General features: G+C 61.8%; 17 protein-coding genes. 6 read left to right on the top strand and 11 right to left on the bottom strand.

Annotated elements, in window-relative coordinates:
- Position 1 precedes the first annotated feature (1 nt).
- Entirely contained in the window at positions 2 to 643 is a 642-nt protein-coding gene (locus VNC39_RS16555; protein WP_325400756.1) for a gluconate 2-dehydrogenase subunit 3 family protein, read from the top strand.
- Positions 633 to 2,267, top strand: coding sequence for a GMC family oxidoreductase (locus VNC39_RS16560; RefSeq protein ID WP_325400757.1), 1,635 nt, complete (start codon positions 633 to 635; stop codon positions 2,265 to 2,267). Before VNC39_RS16555 ends, VNC39_RS16560 begins: the two co-directional genes overlap by 11 nt.
- A gap of 13 nt (positions 2,268 to 2,280) precedes the next feature.
- Here the strand turns inward: VNC39_RS16560 and VNC39_RS16565 are convergent, their stop codons facing one another.
- Entirely contained in the window at positions 2,281 to 3,372 is a 1,092-nt protein-coding gene (locus tag VNC39_RS16565; RefSeq protein ID WP_325400758.1) for an enolase C-terminal domain-like protein, read from the bottom strand.
- Positions 3,373 to 3,403: 31 nt separating this feature from the next.
- Positions 3,404 to 3,970 carry a type 1 glutamine amidotransferase domain-containing protein gene (locus VNC39_RS16570; RefSeq protein ID WP_325400759.1) on the bottom strand — a complete coding sequence of 189 codons (567 nt, stop codon included), beginning with the start codon at positions 3,968 to 3,970 and terminating at the stop codon, positions 3,404 to 3,406.
- 290 nt (positions 3,971 to 4,260) lie between these two features.
- Between VNC39_RS16570 and VNC39_RS16575 the strand changes: the two genes are divergently transcribed.
- From VNC39_RS16575 to VNC39_RS16590, 4 genes are all read left to right on the top strand, one after another.
- Positions 4,261 to 4,566, top strand: coding sequence for a plasmid stabilization protein (locus VNC39_RS16575; protein WP_325400760.1), 306 nt, complete (start codon positions 4,261 to 4,263; stop codon positions 4,564 to 4,566).
- Positions 4,567 to 4,674: 108 nt separating this feature from the next.
- Positions 4,675 to 5,193, top strand: coding sequence for a 2Fe-2S iron-sulfur cluster-binding protein (locus tag VNC39_RS16580; protein ID WP_325400761.1), 519 nt, complete (start codon positions 4,675 to 4,677; stop codon positions 5,191 to 5,193).
- On the top strand, positions 5,190 to 6,134 hold the full coding sequence (locus VNC39_RS16585) for an FAD binding domain-containing protein (RefSeq protein ID WP_325400762.1): 945 nt from the start codon (positions 5,190 to 5,192) through the stop codon (positions 6,132 to 6,134). Before VNC39_RS16580 ends, VNC39_RS16585 begins: the two co-directional genes overlap by 4 nt.
- A gap of 106 nt (positions 6,135 to 6,240) precedes the next feature.
- On the top strand, positions 6,241 to 8,439 hold the full coding sequence (locus VNC39_RS16590; protein ID WP_325400763.1) for a xanthine dehydrogenase family protein molybdopterin-binding subunit: 2,199 nt from the start codon (positions 6,241 to 6,243) through the stop codon (positions 8,437 to 8,439).
- A 24-nt stretch (positions 8,440 to 8,463) separates the two neighbouring features.
- On the opposite strand, the gene VNC39_RS16595 is transcribed toward VNC39_RS16590, so the two are convergent.
- The 9 genes from VNC39_RS16595 to VNC39_RS16635 form a co-directional block, all read right to left on the bottom strand.
- Positions 8,464 to 8,775, bottom strand: a complete 312-nt coding sequence (locus tag VNC39_RS16595) for a cytochrome o ubiquinol oxidase subunit IV (protein WP_325400764.1) — start codon at positions 8,773 to 8,775, stop codon at positions 8,464 to 8,466.
- Positions 8,772 to 9,410, bottom strand: a complete 639-nt coding sequence (locus VNC39_RS16600) for a cytochrome c oxidase subunit 3 (RefSeq protein WP_325400765.1) — start codon at positions 9,408 to 9,410, stop codon at positions 8,772 to 8,774. The genes VNC39_RS16595 and VNC39_RS16600 overlap by 4 nt, the downstream gene beginning before the upstream one ends.
- Positions 9,395 to 11,458 carry a cbb3-type cytochrome c oxidase subunit I gene (locus VNC39_RS16605; protein WP_413788799.1) on the bottom strand — a complete coding sequence of 688 codons (2,064 nt, stop codon included), beginning with the start codon at positions 11,456 to 11,458 and terminating at the stop codon, positions 9,395 to 9,397. Before VNC39_RS16605 ends, VNC39_RS16600 begins: the two co-directional genes overlap by 16 nt.
- A gap of 22 nt (positions 11,459 to 11,480) precedes the next feature.
- Positions 11,481 to 12,401, bottom strand: a complete 921-nt coding sequence (locus VNC39_RS16610; protein WP_325400767.1) for a cytochrome ubiquinol oxidase subunit II — start codon at positions 12,399 to 12,401, stop codon at positions 11,481 to 11,483.
- Positions 12,402 to 12,628: 227 nt separating this feature from the next.
- Complete coding sequence (locus tag VNC39_RS16615; protein ID WP_325400768.1) at positions 12,629 to 13,591, bottom strand: MBL fold metallo-hydrolase; 963 nt, start codon at positions 13,589 to 13,591, stop codon at positions 12,629 to 12,631.
- 150 nt (positions 13,592 to 13,741) lie between these two features.
- Positions 13,742 to 14,179 (bottom strand): nuclear transport factor 2 family protein, encoded by a 438-nt coding sequence (locus tag VNC39_RS16620; protein WP_325400769.1) that lies wholly within the window; start codon positions 14,177 to 14,179, stop codon positions 13,742 to 13,744.
- 91 nt (positions 14,180 to 14,270) lie between these two features.
- On the bottom strand, positions 14,271 to 15,761 hold the full coding sequence (locus VNC39_RS16625) for an efflux transporter outer membrane subunit (RefSeq protein ID WP_325400770.1): 1,491 nt from the start codon (positions 15,759 to 15,761) through the stop codon (positions 14,271 to 14,273).
- Positions 15,762 to 15,766: 5 nt separating this feature from the next.
- Positions 15,767 to 18,874: an efflux RND transporter permease subunit gene (locus VNC39_RS16630; RefSeq protein WP_325400771.1), complete on the bottom strand. Its 3,108-nt coding sequence runs from the start codon at positions 18,872 to 18,874 to the stop codon at positions 15,767 to 15,769.
- A 170-nt stretch (positions 18,875 to 19,044) separates the two neighbouring features.
- Positions 19,045 to 20,292, bottom strand: a complete 1,248-nt coding sequence (locus tag VNC39_RS16635; protein WP_325400772.1) for an efflux RND transporter periplasmic adaptor subunit — start codon at positions 20,290 to 20,292, stop codon at positions 19,045 to 19,047.
- Positions 20,293 to 20,308: the final 16 nt, after the last annotated feature.

Raw genomic sequence — 20,308 nt, forward strand, 5'->3', positions numbered from 1 at the left:
CATGAATTCGCGATATCCCGGCTACGATGTGCTGTCGAAGCGCCTTGGCCTGTCGTGGAACGAGGTCACCCGCCGTGTCGTCGATGCGCGCCTCGCCGCGCCGCGTGAGCCGGCGTTCTTTACGGGGCCGCAGTGGAAAACGCTGCAGAGGCTGTGCGACCGTATCATTCCACAACCGCATGACCGGCCGCCGGTACCGGTGGCGGCCTATGTCGATCAAAAAATGCAGAAGTTCGGCGCGGCCGGTACGCGGATCGAACCGATGCCATGGGATGGTGAAGCATGGCAGCGCGCGTTGGATGCCTTGGACATCGAAGCGCAAGGCGCTTACGGCACGGTGTTTCACCGGCTCGTCGATGCTGACGCGGATGCGCTTTTGCAGCGCATGCAGGCGGGCGAGTTGCACGACATGGCCTGGGCCGACGTGCCGCCGAAACTATTCTTTGCCAAACGCGTTTTGATGGACATTCCGGAAGCCTATTACAGCCACCCGACCGCCTGGAGCGAAATCGGCTTTGGCGGTCCGGCGAGCCCGCGCGGCTATGTCCGCATGGATGCCAACCGGCGCGATTCATGGGAAGCCCAGGAGGCAAAGCCGGGCAAGTGGGCGCAAGCGATGCGTGAGAATCGCAATGTCCGCTGACGTGCCGCGCGCCATCGCGGGCCGTGCGCCGGATGTGTTTACGCCGGGCGGCTGGATCCCGATGCGCGAATATCCGCTCGACGAGGCCGTAGATTTTGTGGTGGTGGGCACCGGCGCCGGTGGAGGCACGCTTGCGGCGAAACTGGCCGAATATGGTTTTAGCGTCGTCGCCATGGATGCTGGCGCCTATTTTCGCCCGCTCGAGGAGTTTGCCTCCGACGAGACGGAACAAAGCAAACTCTATTGGCTGGACAAGCGGGTTTGCGACGGCGCCGATCCGCTTCAGATGGGAGGAAAAAACAGCGGCAAGGCGGTGGGCGGCAGCATGGTCCATTTTGCGATGGTCTCTTTACGGTTCCGCCCGGAATGGTTCAAAAGCCGGTCCCAGTTGGGCTATGGTGCGGATTGGCCATTGGATTGGCGAGAGATGTGGCACTATTACCGGCAGGTGGAACTTGCGCTCAGCATCTCGGGGCCGGTTACCTATCCCTGGGGGCCGAAGCGGCCGCGTTATCCGTATCGTGCGCACGAGGTGAATGCTGCCGGGCGGCTGTTGGCTAAGGGGGCTGAGGCAATCGGGTTGAAATGGTCGGAGACACCTCTGGCGACGGTCTCCGCGCCCCGCGGAAAATCCCCGCCTTGCGTGTATCGCGGCTTTTGCCGTTTCGGATGCTCGACAAACGCCAAGCAAAGCACACTGACAATATGGGTCCCGAGGGCGATTGCGGCAGGTGCGGAAATCCGCGACTTGGCGATGGTGGGCAACATTGAGGTCGATCAGCATGACCGCGCGATCGGCGTGTATTTCCACAGGCAAAATGGCTGGCACTTTCAACGTGCCCGTAATGTCGTCGTGGCCGGTTACGCCGTGGAAACGCCGCGCCTGCTGCTGAATTCGGCGACCAGCCGTCATCCTCACGGGCTTGCCAACGGTTCCGGCCTTGTCGGAAAATACTTCATGACGCAGAGCAATCAGGCGGTCTTCGGCCGTATGGCGGAGGAGGTGCGCTGGTATAAAGGCCCCCCCTCCCTGACCATCACGGAACATTGGAATTACGATGACAGAAAGAGCCATTACGGTGGCTATTGCTGGATGGCACAAGGGCCCTTGCCGATCGAATGGGCGTTCATTCAGACCGGCGCGCGGGGCCTTTGGGGCGAGCAGTTGCGTCTGGATATGATGAACTACAACCATCAGGTCGGCTTGAAAATGGTGGGCGAGACTCTGCCGGACGAACGCAACACCGTCACGTTGGCCGATGAGAAGGACCAATATGGCCTGCGCATTCCCCGCATCACGTTTTCCTGGGGGGAGAACGACAAGCGCCTGATCCGGCATGCGATCGGACAGATGACGCGTAGCCTGCAGGCCGTCAATGCTCAGGATATCTTTCCCCAGGAGGAAGACGCCAATCATCTGGCCGGGACTGCGCGCATGGGGTTCAACCGCACAAGCAGCGTGGTGAACGCCGATTGCCGAAGCTGGGATATTCCCAATCTGTGGATTTGCGATGGTTCGGTGTTTCCGACCACCGGCGGCGTCAACCCGTCACTCACGATCCAGGCCATCGCCCTACGAACGGCCGACCGAATCAAGCAGATGGCGCTTCGGGGCGAGCTGTGAAACGGCGCGTGGGTCAGACGGCGTAACGCGCGGCATCCTGCGTCTTCAGGTTGAGACCATTGCCGGGTCGCGAATCGTCCGGTGCGATCCGGCCATTCATCGCTGACGGCGCACCATCGAACAGCAATTGTTCAATGCGGACATGGTCGTGAAACCATTCGACATGGCGCAAGCGGGGGACGGCACAGGCGGCGTGGAGGTGCGCGCTGGGCGCGCAATGGGCGGAGAGGGGTTTGTGAAACGCCTCGCACAGAGTCGCCGCCTGCATGAATCCCGTGATGCCGCCACAGCGCGTGATGTCGCATTGCTGGACATCGACGGCATTCGCCGCCAGCATGATCCGGACGTCGTCCAAGGTAAAACAATACTCGCCGGCGGCAATATCGATTTCCGCGCCGGTATGTTCGCGAACCATGACAAGGCCGGGCAGGTCGTCCGATGAGACGGGTTCTTCGAACCAGGAGATGCGATATTCGGAAAATTTCCGCATCATCGTCAAAGCGTCCCGCGGGGAAAAGGCGCCATTCGCATCGACAAACAATTTTACATCCGGTCCGATTGCCGCGCGCGCTGCCAGAACACGGGAGACGTCGCGGGCCGGCTCCGAGCCGATTTTCATTTTTACCGCGCGGCAATCGGCTTGCTCGACCCAGCCGGCGAGTTGGCGCGCAAGCAAGCCGTCATCGTAATTGGTAAAGCCGCCGCTGCCGTAGATCTCCACGTTGTCACGCTGGCGGCCGAGCAAGGCGCCCAATGAAATGCCGAGGAGCCGGGCCTTTAAATCCCAAAGAGCGAGATCGAGTGCGGAAATCGCGCAAGCGGAAATGCCGGCGCGGCCGATATTCCGGACGCTTTGCCACAGGCGCCTGTTCAGGCCCTGAATGTCAAACGCGTCTCTTCCGACAAGAATTTCCGCGAGTTTGTCTTTGATGAGGATCGCCGCGGAGCCGTCGCTGTAGCTATATCCAAAACCGGTCTGAGACCCGGAAAAAATCTGCGCCGTCACGAGGCCGGTTTTGTCCCATGACAGCGTGCCGTCGGCTTCCGGTCCGGCGGTGGGGATGACGAACGCCTGAGCACCGACGCTCGTGATCCTCGCATTCACGGGTTGTCTCCCGGTGCCATGGGCCTGCGTTCTATGAGGCCCTGAGCGATGAGGCCTGCCCTATTCCCATTAAAAGTTTTAGGAATTCATGGTTGAAGGCGTATAGATCGCCCGGCTTACGCGAGGTAACGAGTTGCCCATCGATCACCACCTCCTGGTCGACCCAGATGGCGCCGGCATTGCGCAGATCGGTCTGGAGAGATGGCCATGACGTCATCATCTTGCCGCGCACGGCCCCGGCTTCAATCAATGTCCATGGACCATGGCAGATGGCCGCGATTGGCTTGTTCGCGTCGGCGAAATCTTTGACGAACGAAATGGCGTGATGATCGGTTCGCAGCTCATCCGGATTGACGACGCCGCCGGGCAGGACAAGCGCGTCAAAATCTTTCGGATCGGCTCGAGATAATTCGAGATCAACCGCGATTTTTTCGCCTTTTTGATGATGGTTCATGCCTTGGATTTCACCGCCATGCGGTGAGACGACTTTCACCGTTGCGCCCGCGGCGCGCAATGCTTTGACGGGTTCAATGAGTTCCGCGAGTTCAAACCCATCGGTTGCAAGGACAGCCACTTTGCATGATTTCGTACCGGACATTGCACCCTCCGTTTACAACGACGTATGTGCGAGAGCTTGGTAAGCCTCGGAGGCGTCGCAACCTTTGTGAACATATCATCATGCCGATGTCACGCGCGGATTTATAAGACGTCGTTCGCAATCAAGACGATCGGATGAGGCTGACTTGGATATTTTAATGATAAAAATAATTTTCTAAATTGTCATGAATAATAATGACACATGGTCAGGAGATTTTGGTCAAATATAAAACGAAGGTTGAAACGGCCCGCTGATGATAGGCTGCCCTTCGTCCCGGGTGGGAGGAAAATATGCCCAGAGGTGACAAAAGAAAATATACAGACAAGCAGCAGCGCAAGGCTGAACATATTGAGGAAAGCTATGAAAACCGCGGTGTCCCGGAACAGGAGGCCGAACGACGCGCTTGGGCTACCGTGAACAAGGATGATGGAGGTGGAAAGCGGCCCGGCGGATCCGGACGGGATAAACGCACAGGCCATCCGGCCGCTCATAAAGGCGGAAAATTAGGCGGCGAAGCCTCAGCGGCCCGCCCGGCCGCGAGCCGCTCTGCCTCGCCCAAAAAAGCCACCGATACGCGGTCGAGACATCCATCCTAGAGACCGGGTTGGAAGGGGGGCATCTAGAATGGAGTCGATTTCATCCCTTCTCAAGGGATGAAATCCGCAGCTTAAAAGCCACAGCGACCTCAAGAGCGAGACAGGCCAATGGAACAAATCATCAAGGTTCGTTTTTCCGCGAATGGGCAGCACCCGGAGCTCGATCTCGACCCGCGGACGACGTTGCTCGACGCGCTGCGTGAGCATCTGCGCCTCACCGGTGTGAAGAAGGGATGCGATCATGGCCAGTGCGGCGCCTGCACGGTTTTGGTGAACGGGCAACGCATCAATTCCTGCCTCAGCCTGGCGGTGATGCATGAGGGGGATGACATCGCCACGATCGAGACGGAGGACAGCGCCATCATTGCCGCGTTACAGGACGCGTTTATCGAGCATGACGGATTTCAATGCGGCTATTGTACCCCCGGGCAGATTTGCTCGGCAGCCGGCATGCTCGATGAGATCAGGCGCGGCGTTCCGAGCCACGTCACGAAATTGCTCGGCGAAGAGACCATCCAGATCACCGACGCGGAAGTTCGCGAACGGATGAGTGGCAATATCTGCCGTTGCGCGGCCTATCCCAACATCGTGCGCGCCATCATGCAGGCCGCGGGAGCCGTGCCGTGAAAGCGTTCATTTACACCCGCGCCCGCGACAGCGCGCAGGCAACCAATGCCGCAGCCGATGGCAAGACGACAAAATTCATCGCCGGAGGCACCAACCTCCTGGATCTGATGAAATTGCAGGTGGAGATGCCGGAGCAACTGGTGGATATCAATCGGATCGGCCTCGATAAAATCGAGGAGACGCCGGAAGGAGGATTGAAAATCGGTGCAATGGTACGCAACGCCGCCCTCGCAACGGATTTGCGCGTCCGGACAAGATACGAGGCGCTGAGCCGTGCGCTTCTGTCCGGCGCCTCCGCGCAGCTGCGCAACAAGGCAACGACGGGTGGAAATTTGCTGCAACGCACGCGATGCTATTATTTTTACGATACGACAAAACCCTGCAACAAGCGCAGCCCGGGGTCCGGCTGTGCGGCGCTGGGCGGCTTCAACCGCATCCATGCGATATTGGGCGCCAGCGAGCACTGTATCGCGACGCATCCGTCGGATATGGCGGTGGCGATGCGGCTTTTGGATGCGACCGTGGAAACCGTAAAGGCAGACGGCAGCACGCGGACGATTCCCATCGCCACGCTGCACAAATTGCCCGGCGATACGCCGGACCAGGAGACGGTGCTGGCGCGGGACGAACTGATTACCTCCGTTACATTGCCGCCTCCCCCTCCGGGGCGGCAAATCTATCGCAAGGTCCGCGATCGGGCCTCCTATGCCTTTGCGCTGGTTTCTGTGGCGGCCATTATCGATCAATCCGGCCGGTCGCGCATGGCCTTTGGCGGGCTGGCACCCAAGCCCTGGCGCGTTGAAGCAGCCGACCAACAGACGGATCCGGACGCGATTGCCGATCATGTGCTGCAGGGCGCGGCTGGCTACGGTGCCAATGATTTCAAAATTCCGCTTGCGCGCCGGGTCATCAGAGCGGTGCTGCGCGATATCAAAGGATAGGGAAGGGACTTCGGTCACTTTGGCCCGTGCCGGTTTCGCCGTCTCAGGCTCGGCGTAAACAACGGTTTTTATGCCGCTTCCTTGCTTGGTTGGGAAAGAACGCACCATGGAATATGACACCCCCATCGCTCAAACATTGATCGACCAGGAGCGCCTCGTCGGCAAGCCGCTGGACCGTGTGGATGGCCCGCTCAAGGTCCACGGCAAAGCCACTTATGCCTACGAGCATCATGTCGGCGACCGGACCGCTTACGGCTTCATCGTCACCGCCGGTAGCGGCAAAGGCAAAGCGGCGTTTATCGAAACCGCTTCAGCCGAGGCGATGCCGGGCGTGCTGCTGGTCTGGACCTGGAAGAACGCGCCGAAACAGGCCGATCCGACGATGCCCAATACTGTGCCGCAACTGCACAGCATGGATGTCATGCATAACGGTGAAGCCGTCGCGCTGGTCGTCGCGGAAAGTTTCGAGCAAGCGCGGGCGGCGGCGCTGGCCATCGCCATCCAATATGAAACTGCCGACGGCGCCTATAATTTCTCTGCCCTGAAAGGCACGGGCATTGTTCCGCCGGAAGGCATGTTCAAACCTGAGACCCAGGCGGGAGATTTCGAGGCGCATTTTCCAACCGCCCCGGTGCAGCTCGATGTCACTTACACCACGCCCAATCAGAGCCATGCCATGATGGAGCCGCAAGCGACTCTGGCAGTATGGGAGGACGATCGGCTGACGGTGTACACCGCAACGCAAATGGCGAACTGGACGCAGAACACCATCGCCGCGACGCTGCAGATCGCGCCGGAAAATGTCCGTGTCGTCGCGCATTATATCGGCGGCGGGTTCGGCTCGAAACTGCATGTGTTTGGGGACGCGATCCTGGCGGCGCTGGCAGCGCAGGCGCTGCGCCGACCGGTGAAGATCGAGCTCACGCGGTCGCAGATATTCAATCATACCACGCATCGCAGCCCGACGATCCAGCGGGTCCGCCTCGGCGCCCGGAAGGATGGAAAACTGCTCGCGATCGCGCATGAGAATGTGGTGGCCAACCTGCCGGGACATCATTTTTTCGAGCCGGTGGCGCTGGCGACCACGTTCCTTTATGGCGGCGCCCATCGGCGGACCACGCACCACATGGTGGAGTTGGATTTGCCGGAAAGCGCTTCCATGCGGGCGCCCGGCGAGGCCGTGGGCATGCTGGCGCTGGAATGTGCGATGGATGAGCTGGCGGAGAAGCTTGGGACGGACCCGGTGGAGCTGCGCATTATCAACGAGCCGGCGCAAAATCCGGAGGACGACACGCCGTTTTCCGCCCGCAAGCTGGCCGAGTGCCTGCGCCACGGGGCGGCCTTGTTCGGGTGGGAGAAACGCAACAAGAAGCCCGGCCAGCGCCGCGAGGGCCGGCTGCTGATCGGCCATGGCATGGCGGCGGCGGCGCGCGGCAATTTGCTGATGCCGGCGAAAAGCGAAATCATGCTCACCCCAGAGGGGCGGCTCGTGGTGAAGAGCTCGATGACCGATATCGGCACCGGCACCTATACGATCCTCACGCAAATCGCAGCCGAAATGCTCGGCCTGAACCCGGAGCAGATCGACATTCAACTCGGCGACACGGATTTCCCTGCAGGGCCGGGGTCGGGAGGCTCCTGGGGCGCGGCCAGCAGCGGGTCGTCCGTGTATTATGCTTGTGAAGCCTTGCGCCAGAAACTGGCAGCGCTGGCCGGCATGGGGGCGGATGCACGCTTCGAGGAGGGATTGATCCGCAGCGGCAATCGCTCAAAGAGCCTGGCTGACCTGGTGGGCGCCTCAGGCCTGTCCGCCACAGGCGAGATAAAGCCCGGAAAAACCGAGAAGGCTTATACTCAAGCCGGATACGGGGCGCATTTCTGCGAGGTGGCCGTGGACGCCGACACCGGCGAGACCCGGGTCCGCCGCATGCTCGGCGTGTTCGCGGCAGGCCGAATCCTCAACGCGAAAACCGCGCGCAGCCAGGCGATCGGCGGCATGGTGTTCGGGATCGGTGCAGCATTGACCGAGGATCTCGTCGTCGATACGCGCTACGGTTACTTCGTCAACCATGATCTGGCGGAATATCATGTACCCGTGCATGCCGACGTGCCGGACATTGACGCCGTCTATTTGCCGGAACTCGACGATAAAGCGAATCCGCTCAAGGCCAAGGGCGTGGGCGAACTCGGCATTTCCGGCGCCGGTGCGGCGGTGGCCAACGCCGTCTATAATGCCTGCGGCGTGCGCATCCGCGATTATCCGCTGACCTTGGATAAAATTATGGCGGGGCTGGACGGTGGATAAAATCGTCCCTCGCCCGCGCGGATATCACATCATACGCGCACGCTCATTGAACAGAATCACCAGGGTACCGCCGACCATCAGCATGATGATCACCGCGGAGAAAATGAGCAGTTGCAAATTGGCCCGTGCCGAGCGTTGCAGCGAGACGTGCAGGAAGCAGAGCATATGAACGATGACCTGAATGAGAGCGAGGCCCAGGACGATCGTGAAGGTCAGACCCGGCGGCAGAAGGCGGAAATAGACACAGGAAAAAGCACAGCCCGTTAGAACGATGGCGAGCAGGTAGCCGATGAAGTAGGGCGCGAAATCGCGCGTCAGGGGTGAGGATATTTTCATTTGATGAGGGCCCCGAGATAGACGACCGAGAAGATCACGACCCAAATGATATCGAGAAAATGCCAGAATAATCCGAGGCGGATGAGATTAAGCCGGGTGCGCTGGTCTAGACCGAACATAGCGATCTGAATGCCCATCAGCACGATCCAGATCAGGCCGCTGAACACATGGCACCCGTGTGTTCCGACCAGGACGAAGAAGGATGAGAAATAGCCGCTTCGCTCCGGGGTTGCACCGTCATGGAACAGGGTCAAAAAATCGCGGACTTCCATGATCAGGAAGCCGGCGCCAAGGCAGAACGTCACGCCCAGCCACAAGGCGGGCCAGATGCGGTGGCGCGTATGCTTCAAGGAGAGCGACACCATGCCATAGGAGAAGCTGCTGGTGAGGAGCAGCGCCGTTTCCCAAAAGGCCGAATGGAATTTGAACTCATGTTGAGGGACCGGTCCGCCGGCGGTTGCATTGCCCATCGTGCCGTAGATCGAGAAGAGCAATGCGAAGATCACGGCATCGCTCATCAGGAAAACCCAGAAGCCGAGCACGTCGCTTTCGGCATGCTCACGGACCTCGCGCGGTTCGGCGGCAACGTTCAGGCCCGCCTGCAGCAGTTCCGGGTCGGTTATTTCGGCTGACATCTGGCGAGCCCTTCATTCTCAGGCGTCAATTCCAGCTGCCGTGGCACGGGCAGGGCGGCCGCGGCTGTCTCGAGCCAGCGCCGGTCAAGGGCCTCCACCTCGGCGGCGGGGATGGTCCGGACCACGTCCCGCATGAAGCTGCGCGTGATGATCGTCCCGATGGTCAGAGCGGAGCCGCAAAAAGCCAGCCACCAGATATGCCAGACCAGGCCGAAGAAGCACGCTGCGGCGGCAAGGCCAACCAGTACGCCGCACATGCTGTTCTTCGGCACCTCTATGTCACGGTAATGGTCGGCGGGCTTGTAGGCGCCATTGTTCTGCTTGCGCCAATAAAACGCGTCACGGCGGCCGACCTGGGGCAGGACCGCGAAATTATAGTCGGGCGGCGGCGCGGGAATGGACCATTCGAGCCCCCGCGCGTCCCACGGGTCGCCGACCGGAACGCGGGTGGTGTCGCGCTGCTTGATGCTGACCCAGAGTTGGATGAAAAGGGCCGCCAGACCGGCGGCGATCAGGAGAGCGCCGAGAAGCGCGATGATCAGCCACGGCCGGAACGACGGGTCGAAAAATTCCTGCGTGCGGCGCGGTGCCCCTGCCAAGCCGAGCACATAAAGTGGCGTGAACGCAAGGTAGAAGCCGACAACCCAGCAGACGAAGGCGATGCGCCCCCAGGTCTCCGACAGCCGAAAACCAAATGCCTTTGGAAACCAATAATAATATCCGGCGATCATCCCGTACAACATCCCCGGAATCAACATGTTGTGGAAATGCGCAACGAGGAAAAGCGTATTATGCACCATGAAATCGACCGGCGGCGTGGCCAGGATGATGCCGCTCATCCCGCCGATTACGAAAGTGACCATGAAGGCGAGCGAAAAGAGCATCGGCGTGGTAAACCGCACCTCGCCCCGGAACATTGTCCAAATCCAATTATAGATCTTGACGCCGGTGGGAATGCCGATCGCCATTGTCGCGATGCCGAAGACCGCGTTAACGGGCGCGCTTTGCCCCATGGTGAAGAAATGGTGCAGCCAGACCGTGAAGGAGAGGAGGGCGATCGCCATGGTGGCGATCACCAGCGATGTATACCCGTACAGCACCTTGGCCGAGAAGGTCGACACGACCTCGGAAAATATGCCGAAGGCGGGAAGGATCAGGATGTACACTTCGGGGTGGCCGAAGAGCCAGAACAAATTGACGAAGTTCATCATATTACCGCCGAGCGCATTCGTGAAAAAATGCATCCCAAGATATCGGTCTGCGGCCAGGAGTAGAGTCGCAATTGTCAGAGGCGGCACCGCGAAAATCATGAGAATTGCGGTACAGAATGCGGTCCAGGTAAATAGCGGCAGGCGCATCCACCGCATGCCCGGGGACCGGAGTTTATAGACCGTCACGGCAAAGTTGATGCCTGTCATCATCGCGCCGAGCGAACTGAGCGTGACCGCCCAGATCCAATAATCCGGGCCGACGCCGCCATTGAAGGCAAGCTCCGTATAGGGGGGATAGCCGCTCCAGCCGCCCGTCGAGAATTCTCCGAAGACCAGAGAGGCCATTAAGAGGATGCCGCCGCCGACGGTCATCCAGAGGCTGATCGAGTTCATGTACGGGAAGGCGACGTCGCGCGCGCCGATCTGCAGCGGCATCGCGAAGTTGATGAGGCCCGTGAGCAGCGGCATGCCGACAAAGAAGATCATGATCGTGCCGTGGGTCGTAAACAGCTGCCCAAAATGGTCGGGCGAGAGCAGGCCCGGGTTGTTGATGGCAACCGCCTGCTGTACCCGCATCAGCACCGCTTCGATGAGCGCGCGGCTCAGCATGATGACGGCCAGGATCATGTACATGATCCCGATCTTTTTATGATCGAGGCTCGTCATCCATTCCGTCCAAATATAACGCCATTTGCCGAAAAGAGTGATCAGCCCGAAGGTTGCGATCGCGCCGAGCACAACGATCCCCCCCGCGCCGGCGGCGATGATTTCGCTGACCGTCGGGTCGAGCCAAGCCTTGACAAAGGGCAGCGACTCCCAGGTCAGCCGTCCGAACAGGATGTGCCAGAAACCCATTGCATTATTCATGCGAACTGGTGCCCTCATGCTGAAGGACATAGCCGGGTGTGATTGCCTGATTGACGATTTCGGAAAACAAATTGGGCTGGACGTTTCCGAAAATGATTGGATGCGGCAAAAGCGATTGGCGCGACAGGATCTGGTAAGCTTTGTTATCCAAAAGATTCGGTTTCTTTTGCAGAGTTGTCACCCATTGGCGGAAATCTTCTGGGCTCACGCCAATGATCCGGAATTTCTGCTTTTGGAAGCCCGTTCCGTTGAATTGCGCGTTCTCCCCCCAATAGGTCCCGGGCGCAGACACGGCGATGTTGAGCTGCGTCGTCATCCCCGCCATGGTAAAGATCTGTCCGGCCAATCTTGGCAACAGGAGGGACTGCATCACCGTGCCGCTGGTGAGGCTGAAATGCACGGGGCGGCCGACCGGCAGGATCAATTGGTCGACGATGGCGATGTGCTGGTCCGGATAGATGAACAGCCACTTCCAATCCAAGGAGACGGCCTGGATCTGCAGGGGTTGGAACGGTGAGGAAAGCGGCCGGTAGGGATCGAGCTGTTCGCTGTTTTCCCACAGGAAGACCGCGAGAACGATGACGATGATGGTGGGGGGGATCCAGATCAACCCCTCAAGAATCCAGGAAAATCCCCATTGGGGCCGATACGTGCTCTTGGTGTTCGACAGCCGATAACGCCAGGCGATCAGCGGTGTCAGCAGGAACACCGGCCCGATCACCAGGAGCATGATGGCACTGACCACGAACAATTCATGGCGTTCCGCAGCGGCGATCGGCCCGGCGGGCGCGAGGAAGCCGCGGGACAAAGTTGAACAGCCGAAGAGCGAAGCGGCTGAAGCCAGCGGCGCGCCAAATGCCAACCATCGCCGCAACCTTCGCTTGTTCCATACGCGCGCCGATACCTCAGGCATGGCACGTCTCCCCTGGAAGAGCGTTCAAGGATTCTGGTCGAACCGAAGCGCCATTTGGGGATTTGGTCCGCAACATTCCAGGGCGGCGGGCAGAGTTATGCTGCCGGCGGCGAGACCTTGTTGTGGGGCAGGAGCGGGAGCGTTAGCGCCATACCCAAGCGAGAGCCCACTATGGTGTCTGCCCGGAACGTCCGGCGCGCGTCTCGCGTATGTTTAACCGGCGGCGGTTAAACCGTCGTGCTCCAGTTCGCCGGCACGAGCCGGTAGCCCGTGTTATTCTTCTCCACATGGCCAAGGCTGGGGAACGGAAAATGGTAGCCCACCACCAGCGCCTTCTCGACCGCCGCCATATCATAGAAGCGGTGGCGCGTGCGCTGCGCCAATTCGGGGTCGTGGTCGTACATCACGTGCCAATCGGGGTGGCGCAGGAAGAAGGCGGGGATGTTGGTGACGTCTGACTGCACGAAGATGCGGTCCTTGCCCGATGCCACGGCGAATGACGTGTGCCCTGGCGTGTGGCCCGGAGTTGCGATCGACATCACACCCGGGGCGACCTCCTTGTCCCAGCCATAGGTGCCGACATGGTCGACCAGGTCCGTCAGCGTCTTCCGCGCGTTGGCGAAATAGGCTTTGGAGACCGGGTCGTCGGCCTTCGCGGCGTTCTCTGCGCTCATCCAGAAGGCCCAATCCTTCTCCGGCATGAGGATCTCGGCGTTCGGGAACGCCAAAGCGCCCTCCTTGGTGTGCAGGCCGTTGGTGTGGTCGGGGTGGATGTGGGAGATGATCACCGTGTCGATTTGCTCGGGCGACATCCCCGCCGCCGCGAGGCTTGCGGGCAGATGGCCGACGAACGGGCTGACATTCGGGCCATAGCCGGTGTCAATGAGGATCAGCTTGTTGCCGGTATTGATCAGCACCGGATTGAACGGCACGGTGACCTCGCCGCGTGGGGCCAGATATAACCGCGCCGCCTCGGCGATCGCGCGGTCCTCGCTGACATTGGTGACGAAATTGTCGGGCATCGGGAACGTCGCCGCGCCGTCCGAGAGCTGGGTCAGCTCATAATCGCCGACTTTGTAGCGATAGAATCCCGGGGCTTGCGTGTCGACGATCGGTGCGCTCGCCAGCGCCGGGCTTGCGGCGAGGGCCGCGGAACCGGCCAACAAAGCGCGACGGGTCATTTGGGTCATGGGTTCCTCGTTAAGTGGGCATGGCTGACGCTAACACATCGGTCACTTATTGTCCTTCCCAACGCCGCGACAAAGGGAAGCCGGAGGCGGGTGACGCGATTGGGGCGCCGAGTCCGCCTCTCCCGGACTCACGTCAAACGCCAGGAGTCGTCACCTCTCGCTCTGTGCCGTCAATGCGTTCCAGGCCGCGAGCGAGTCCATGTAGTCTCGCCAATGCGCAATTTTTCGGTTTTCGACCCTGATAATCGAACAAAACCGATTGTGGTATTTCGCACCGGTCGCAAGGATGGTCCCGTGGACTTCATATTCGATAACGGCCCCCCGGCCGTTGTCGATCTTGTGGTTGATCAATTGATCAGCGGAGTGAAGCCTGATGTTGTCGACGTAACCCTTGAACTGCGCCATCAGGCCGGCGCGCCCTTGGATCATGCGAGGCCAGCCGGGGAAGTCGTAGAGCACTTCATAGACGATTTCGTCGGCGACAATGTCGAAGAAATGCGCGCCATCAACGAGGCCGCCCAGCGCGCCGCGAACCAGGTCGAAGTAAGGGGTGGCGGCCTCGTAGGCAGCGTATGTCGGATCCGGCATCCTCGGCTCTCCATGCATTGCGCAAATGCTTATAAAGGAAAGCCGAATATAGATTGGAAGCTTTCTTCAAGGAAGAAGACAGGAATGGCAATTAGATGTTTGCGGCGGCCGGGCCGTCGCGATTCCACCAGCCGCCGCCGAGTGCCTGGAACAGAGCCGCGGTGTCGGTGAGGCGCATCACTTCCGCCTGCACCAGAGCGAGCTGCGCTGCCTGGTACATCTGCTCGGCGTTCAGCACCGTGACATAGGCGATGGTGCCGTCCTGGAACTGGGTACGGGCGATCGCCAGGCTCTGCCGCGCGTCATTGTCCGCGGTCTGCGCCGCCTGCAACTGGTCGGCATCGGTCTGCAACGCGCGCAGCGTGTCGGAGACATTCTGGAACGCGTTGATCACGGTCTGCTTGTACATCGCGGCGGCCTCGTCGAACTGGGCCACAGCGGCGCGCTGCTTGTGTACCAGCGCGCCGCCATTGAACAATGGACCGGTCAGCCCGGCGGCCAGCGTATAGAACTGGTTGTAGGGCGTGAAGGCATTGGCGATGGCTGCAGGGGAGGTGCCGAGTTGCGCCGTCAGCGGGAGTTGCGGCAGGCGGTTGGCGATGGCCACGCCGATCTCCGCACTCGCCGCATGCATGTTCGCGGCCGCCGCCAGAATGTCCGGCCGCTGCGCCACCAACTGCGAGGGCAGGCTGACCGGAAGGGTCTGCGGCAAGTGCAACTGGGAGAGATCGAAGGTTTCCGGCAGCATTTCGTTCGGATAGCCGCCGGAGAGGGCAATCAGCGCATTTTCCTGCATGTCCAACTGGCGTTGCAGCGGCGGGAGCAATTGCTGCGCCTGGGCCAGCGCCGTCTGCTGCTGCAATAGCACGGATTGCGCGACCTCGCCGTCGGCATATTGCCGGGCGATGATGGTCTCGAGGTCCTGGTCGGCTTTGATCGTCTGCTGCTGCGCGGCGATCGCGGCGCGCAGGCCCGCTTCCTGGAACGCCGCCGTCACCACATTGGCGCTGAGGCTGAGATCGGCGGCCTCCAACTCGTCCCGCTTATTCTCGGCCTGTGCGGCCAGCGATTCCACCATGCGCCGGTTCAGGCCGAAGACATCCGGGGAATAGGAGATGGAGAGCTGCGCCGTGTAGAGCGAATAAAACGCTTTGTTAAAAGCGCCAACGGGGGCGAGGCTGGCGGTTGAGGTCAGGTTCTTGCTGGCACCGATGCTCGCGCCGATTTGCGGGAAGAAGCTGCCATCCTGCGCCAGCAAATCTTCCTGGGAGACCCGGAGCGCGGCCTGGGCAGCGGCGATCGAGGGGTTCGCCTGCAGGGCTTGTTTGATCAGCTGATTCAAGTCCGGCGAGTGGAACAGCGTCCACCACTGGCCGGGAATGTCTTGCGCCGGCACGAATGTTTGCGCTGCCCCGAGCGGGCCGGCGGCTTTGTGCGTACCGGTGAGCCGCGTCGGCGTGTAGCCGGCGCCGGCGGGGGCCGCAGGCTGGTGGAAATTGGGCCCGACGGCGCAGCCGGTGAGCAGCACCAGGGCCGGGAGGGTCGCGTGTTTGAGCAGAGGCTTCATCGAAAGGCGAGGCATGAAATTCACTCCGCCGGCTGGGTGTGTTGGGAATGGGCGCGCAGGGGCTGGCGCGCGGTCGCGCGCTGTCCGGCGAACCAGGGGTAGATTGCGGGGATCACCAGCAGGGTCAGGGCCGTGGCGGTGATCAGCCCGCCAATGACGACGGTGGCGAGCGGCCGTTGCACCTCGGCGCCGGAGCTGGTGGAGAGCGCCATCGGCAGGAAGCCGAGGCTTGCCACCGTGGCGGTGGTGAGCACGGGGCGCAGCCTTGTCATGGCCGCCTCGCGTGCCGCGGCATGCGCGCCTAAGCCGGATTTGCGCCGGTCCTCGATATAGCTGACCATCACCACGCCGTTGAGGATGGCGATGCCGAACAGCGCGATGAAGCCGATTGCCGCGGAGATGCTGAAAGGTAGCCCGCGCGCGGTGAGGGCAAACACGCCGCCGACCGCTGCAAACGGCACGTTGCAGAAAATCAGCGCCGCCAGCCGCGCGTTGTTGAACATGACATAGAGCAGCGCGAAAATTACCGCGAGCGAAACCGGCACGACAAGGGAGAGCCGTGCCATCGCCTCCTGCATGTTCTGGAAGCTGCCGGCCCAGCTAATGCTGTAGCCGGGGGGCAGATGCACCTGGGTAGCCACCGCCTGTTGCGCGGCGGCCACGAAGCTGCCCAAAGCGCGGCCGCGTACATTCGCCTGCACCATGATCACGCGCTGCCCGTCCTCATGGCTGATCTCCGACGGGCCAGGCGCCCAGGTGATTTTCGCGACCTCGCTGAGCGGCACGGAAATGCCCGCGCCATTGCTAACGCGAAGTTGGCTGAGCGCGGGGATATTGTCCCGCTCGTCCGGCGTGAAGCGGACGCGGATGTCGAAAGTACCAACGCCGTCCTCGATTTCGCCGACATTGGTGCCGCCCAGGGCCTGCACCACGTCCAGCACGTCGCGCGCGTTCAGCCCGTAGCGGGCCACCGCGGCGCGGTCGACTTCGATGTGCAGATAAGGCTGGCCGATGGTCTGTTCGGCCTCGACATCCGCCGCACCCGGCACGGCGGCGACGACGCGCGCCACCTGTTCGGCGGTATCGTGCAGCGTGTTCAGGTCGCTGCCGTGGATCATGATCGCGACATCGGCCTGCACGCCCTGCAGCATGTCGTCCATGCGCATTTCGATCGGCTGTGCCCAGTCCTGCGTGATGCCCGGCACGTCAGCGGCCAGCGCGGCGGAATAGGCGGCGACCAGCCCGGCCTGCGTCTGCGCCGTCTTCCACTGCGAATGCGGCTTCAGGATGATGAACGTGTCGCTTTGTTCGACGCCCATCGGGTCGGTGGGAATTTCCGAGGTGCCGCCAAGCGATACGGCGGTTTGTACCTCGGGGAAGCGCATCAGCGTGCGCTCGACCATTTCCTGCGTCTGCAACGCTGCCGGCAGCGAGATGCCGGGCAGTTTGGTGGTGGTGACGGTGAGCGCGCCTTCATCCAGCCTGGGCAGGAATTCGGTGCCGAGATTGGAGCCGGCGAGAATGGCGACCACGAGCAAAGCCAGCGCGGCGCCGATGGTGAGGGCGGGATGCGCCTGGGTCTTGGCCAGCGCCGGGCCGTAGAGGCGCCGCGCGCCGTGCACGATTTTGCTCTCGCGATCGGCGGTCTTGCCTTTGAGCAGGAAGCTGGCGAGCACCGGCATCAGCGTCAGGCTGAGCACCAGCGAGGCGAGCAGCGCGAAAATCACGGTCAGTGCCATCGGCCTGAACATTTTGCCTTCCAGGCTCTGCAGGCTGAGGATCGGCATGTAAACGGCGGTGATGATGATTACCGCAAAGGTGACGGGGCGGGCGACCTCGAGCGCTGCCTCGCGCACCACCTGCGGCGCCGGCCGGTCGGGAGCCTCGGCGCGGCGGCGCACCACATTCTCGATCATCACCACAGCGCCGTCGACCAGCAGGCCGAAATCGATGGCGCCGAGGCTCATCAAATTGCCCGAGAGGCCGGCGCAATACATGGCAATGGCGGCGGCGAGCATGGAGAGCGGGATGGCGCAGGCGACGATGAGGCCGGCGCGCAGATTGCCCAGCAGCAGGAACAAAATCAGGATGACCAGGATCGCGCCTTCGGCGAGGTTATGGGCGATTGTGCCGAGCACGCGGTCGATCAGATTGGCGCGGATGTAATAGGGCACGATTTTCACGCCGGGTGGCAAGGTTTTGTTGATCGCGGCCACCGCCGCGGTGACACGGCCGGCCACTACGCGGGAGTTCTGGTGCAGGCCCATCAGCACCACGCCGATCACGCCCTCGCCTTTACCGTCAACGGTCACGCCGCCGAGCCGGGGCATTGGCGCCAGCACCACTTTCGCGACATCGCGCACATAAAGCGGCGCCCCGCCGGCCGACGTGCGCAGCACGATATTGCCGATATCCGCGCGGCTCTGCAGCAGGCCTTCGCCGCGGATGATCGCCTCCTGGTCATTATTGTCGAGCGTGGCGCCGCCGACATCGCCGTTATTGGCCGTGATGGCGGATTCGACATCGGCGACAGAAAGGCCGAAGCGGGTCAGCGCCGCGTCGGAAACCTGCACCGTATAGGTTTTCAGCTCACCGCCATTGACATTGACGTCCACGACGCCGGGCACCTGCTTGAGCTGCGGCGCGATCTGCCAGTCGAGCAACGTGCGCAGTTGCATCAGAGACTGGGCTTTGCCCACGACCTGGAATTGATAGATTTCGCTCAGCCCGTCGGAAAGCGGACCCATTTGCGGCGTGCTGGTGCCGGGCGGCAGCGCCAATGTGGCGAGGCGCTGGCTGATCATGTCGCGGTCGGTGAGGATGTTGCTGCCGTCGGCGAAACGGACATACAGCACCGAAACGCCGTAGCGCGACACTGAGCGCAGGCTTTGCATGCCGGGCAGGCCCTGCAACGCGAGTTCCACCGGCTTGGTGATCTGGCGTTCCACGTCCAGCGGGGCGAGGCCCGGCGCCTGGGTGGTGATGAGCACCTGCACCGGCGAGATGTCGGGGTCGGCATCGAAGGGCAGCAGGTTCATGCTCATCACGCCGAGGCCGATCAGCACGGCGACCAGCATCATCACAACCGCCCGGTTGCCGAGCGCCGCGTCAATGATCTTCGTAATCACGGAGGAACCTTTCAGGTTGGCGCAGGGAGGAAAGGAAGCGCTACTTTTTGTGAACAAAAAGTAGCAAAAAAACTTTGCTAACTTTGGGCCGTGCTGGTTTCAACGCCGCCGGCCCAGCATAACAAAAGTTTTTTGCGCCGCTTTTTTTCAAAAAAGCGGCCACTTCCTTCCTACCCTTCATCAGGAATCGTAGACTGCATCAATGTCGCTTTCAGCCAGTAGCTGCCATCGGTGACGACAGGCGTGCCGGCAGCGACACCGCTTAAAATCTGCGTATCGCCGCCGGTGCTGAGGCCGGGCTGCACTGCATGCCAGGTGAACCGCCCGTTGCCGGCCGGCGAAAACACCAATTTCTGGCCATTGATGTCCTGCAGCGCGGAGGATGGCACCAGCACGCCCTGACGGCCGAGGGCGGATTCGATGGTGCCGTTTGCGAACATGTCGACGCGCAGCGCGCCATCCTGGTTCGGCACGATGCAGCGGACCATGATGGTGCCGGTGTTCGGGTCGACGCTGTCGGCAATATAAGAGACCTTGCCTGTGAAGACGCGGCCGGGATAGGCGTCGGTGGTGATGGCGACCGGGTCGCCGATATGCACCGCGCCGATCTGATCTTCCGGCACTTGCAGCGGCACCCAGACGCTGGAGAGATCGGCGACGGTGAAGGCGGGCTGGGACGGGTCGACCAGTTGCCCGGCGGAAAGGGCGACGGAATCGACAACGCCGGCGAACGGGGCGATGATCGCGCCGGCGGAATCGCGCGGATCGGGGAGGCCGGGCGTGGCAGGAGCGCTGCCCGGCTCAATCGGCATCAATTGCGCCAGTTGGTCCTGACCTTGCTGCAGCGTGGCCTGCTGCGTGCGCAGGTTCGCCTCGGCGGCGGCGGCGGCGGCGCGGCGCGTGTCCAACTCGCTCTGCGCCATGCCGCCGGAACGGACCAGGTCCTCGGCGCGCCGCAGGGCAGCCGTGGCAGCGGCGAGCTGCGATTGTGCCTGTGTCACGGCGGCTTTAGCGCTGGCGACAGTGCTGCGGGCGGCGCTGAGCTCGAAATTATCGAGCACGGCCAGGCGCTGCCCGGCCTGCACCTGCTCGCCGACGACGGCGTCGATGGACTCGACGCGGCCGCGTGCGGGCGGCACGATGCGCGCCAGGCGCAGCGCGTCATAGGTGACGATGCCGGTGGCCGGCACGTCGCGGATCAGCGGGCGCAGCGCCGCATCGGCGTAGTGCAACTGCATGTTCGGCAGCGCGCCGGCAGAGACGGTGAAAGTGGACGGCAGCGCCGGATTGGCGTCCGCGTCGGCGGACTGGTCGGCGGCCGTGCCAGCCTTGGCATGGGCGCCGTGGCCGGCATAAAAGCCGATCAGGGCGGCGGCGATCAGCGCGCCGCCGGAGAGCAGCAGTTGGCGCTGGGTCATAGCTTTGCTCCCAGGC

This window comes from Acidocella sp., assembly GCF_035535915.1.
Lineage (GTDB): Bacteria > Pseudomonadota > Alphaproteobacteria > Acetobacterales > Acetobacteraceae > Acidocella.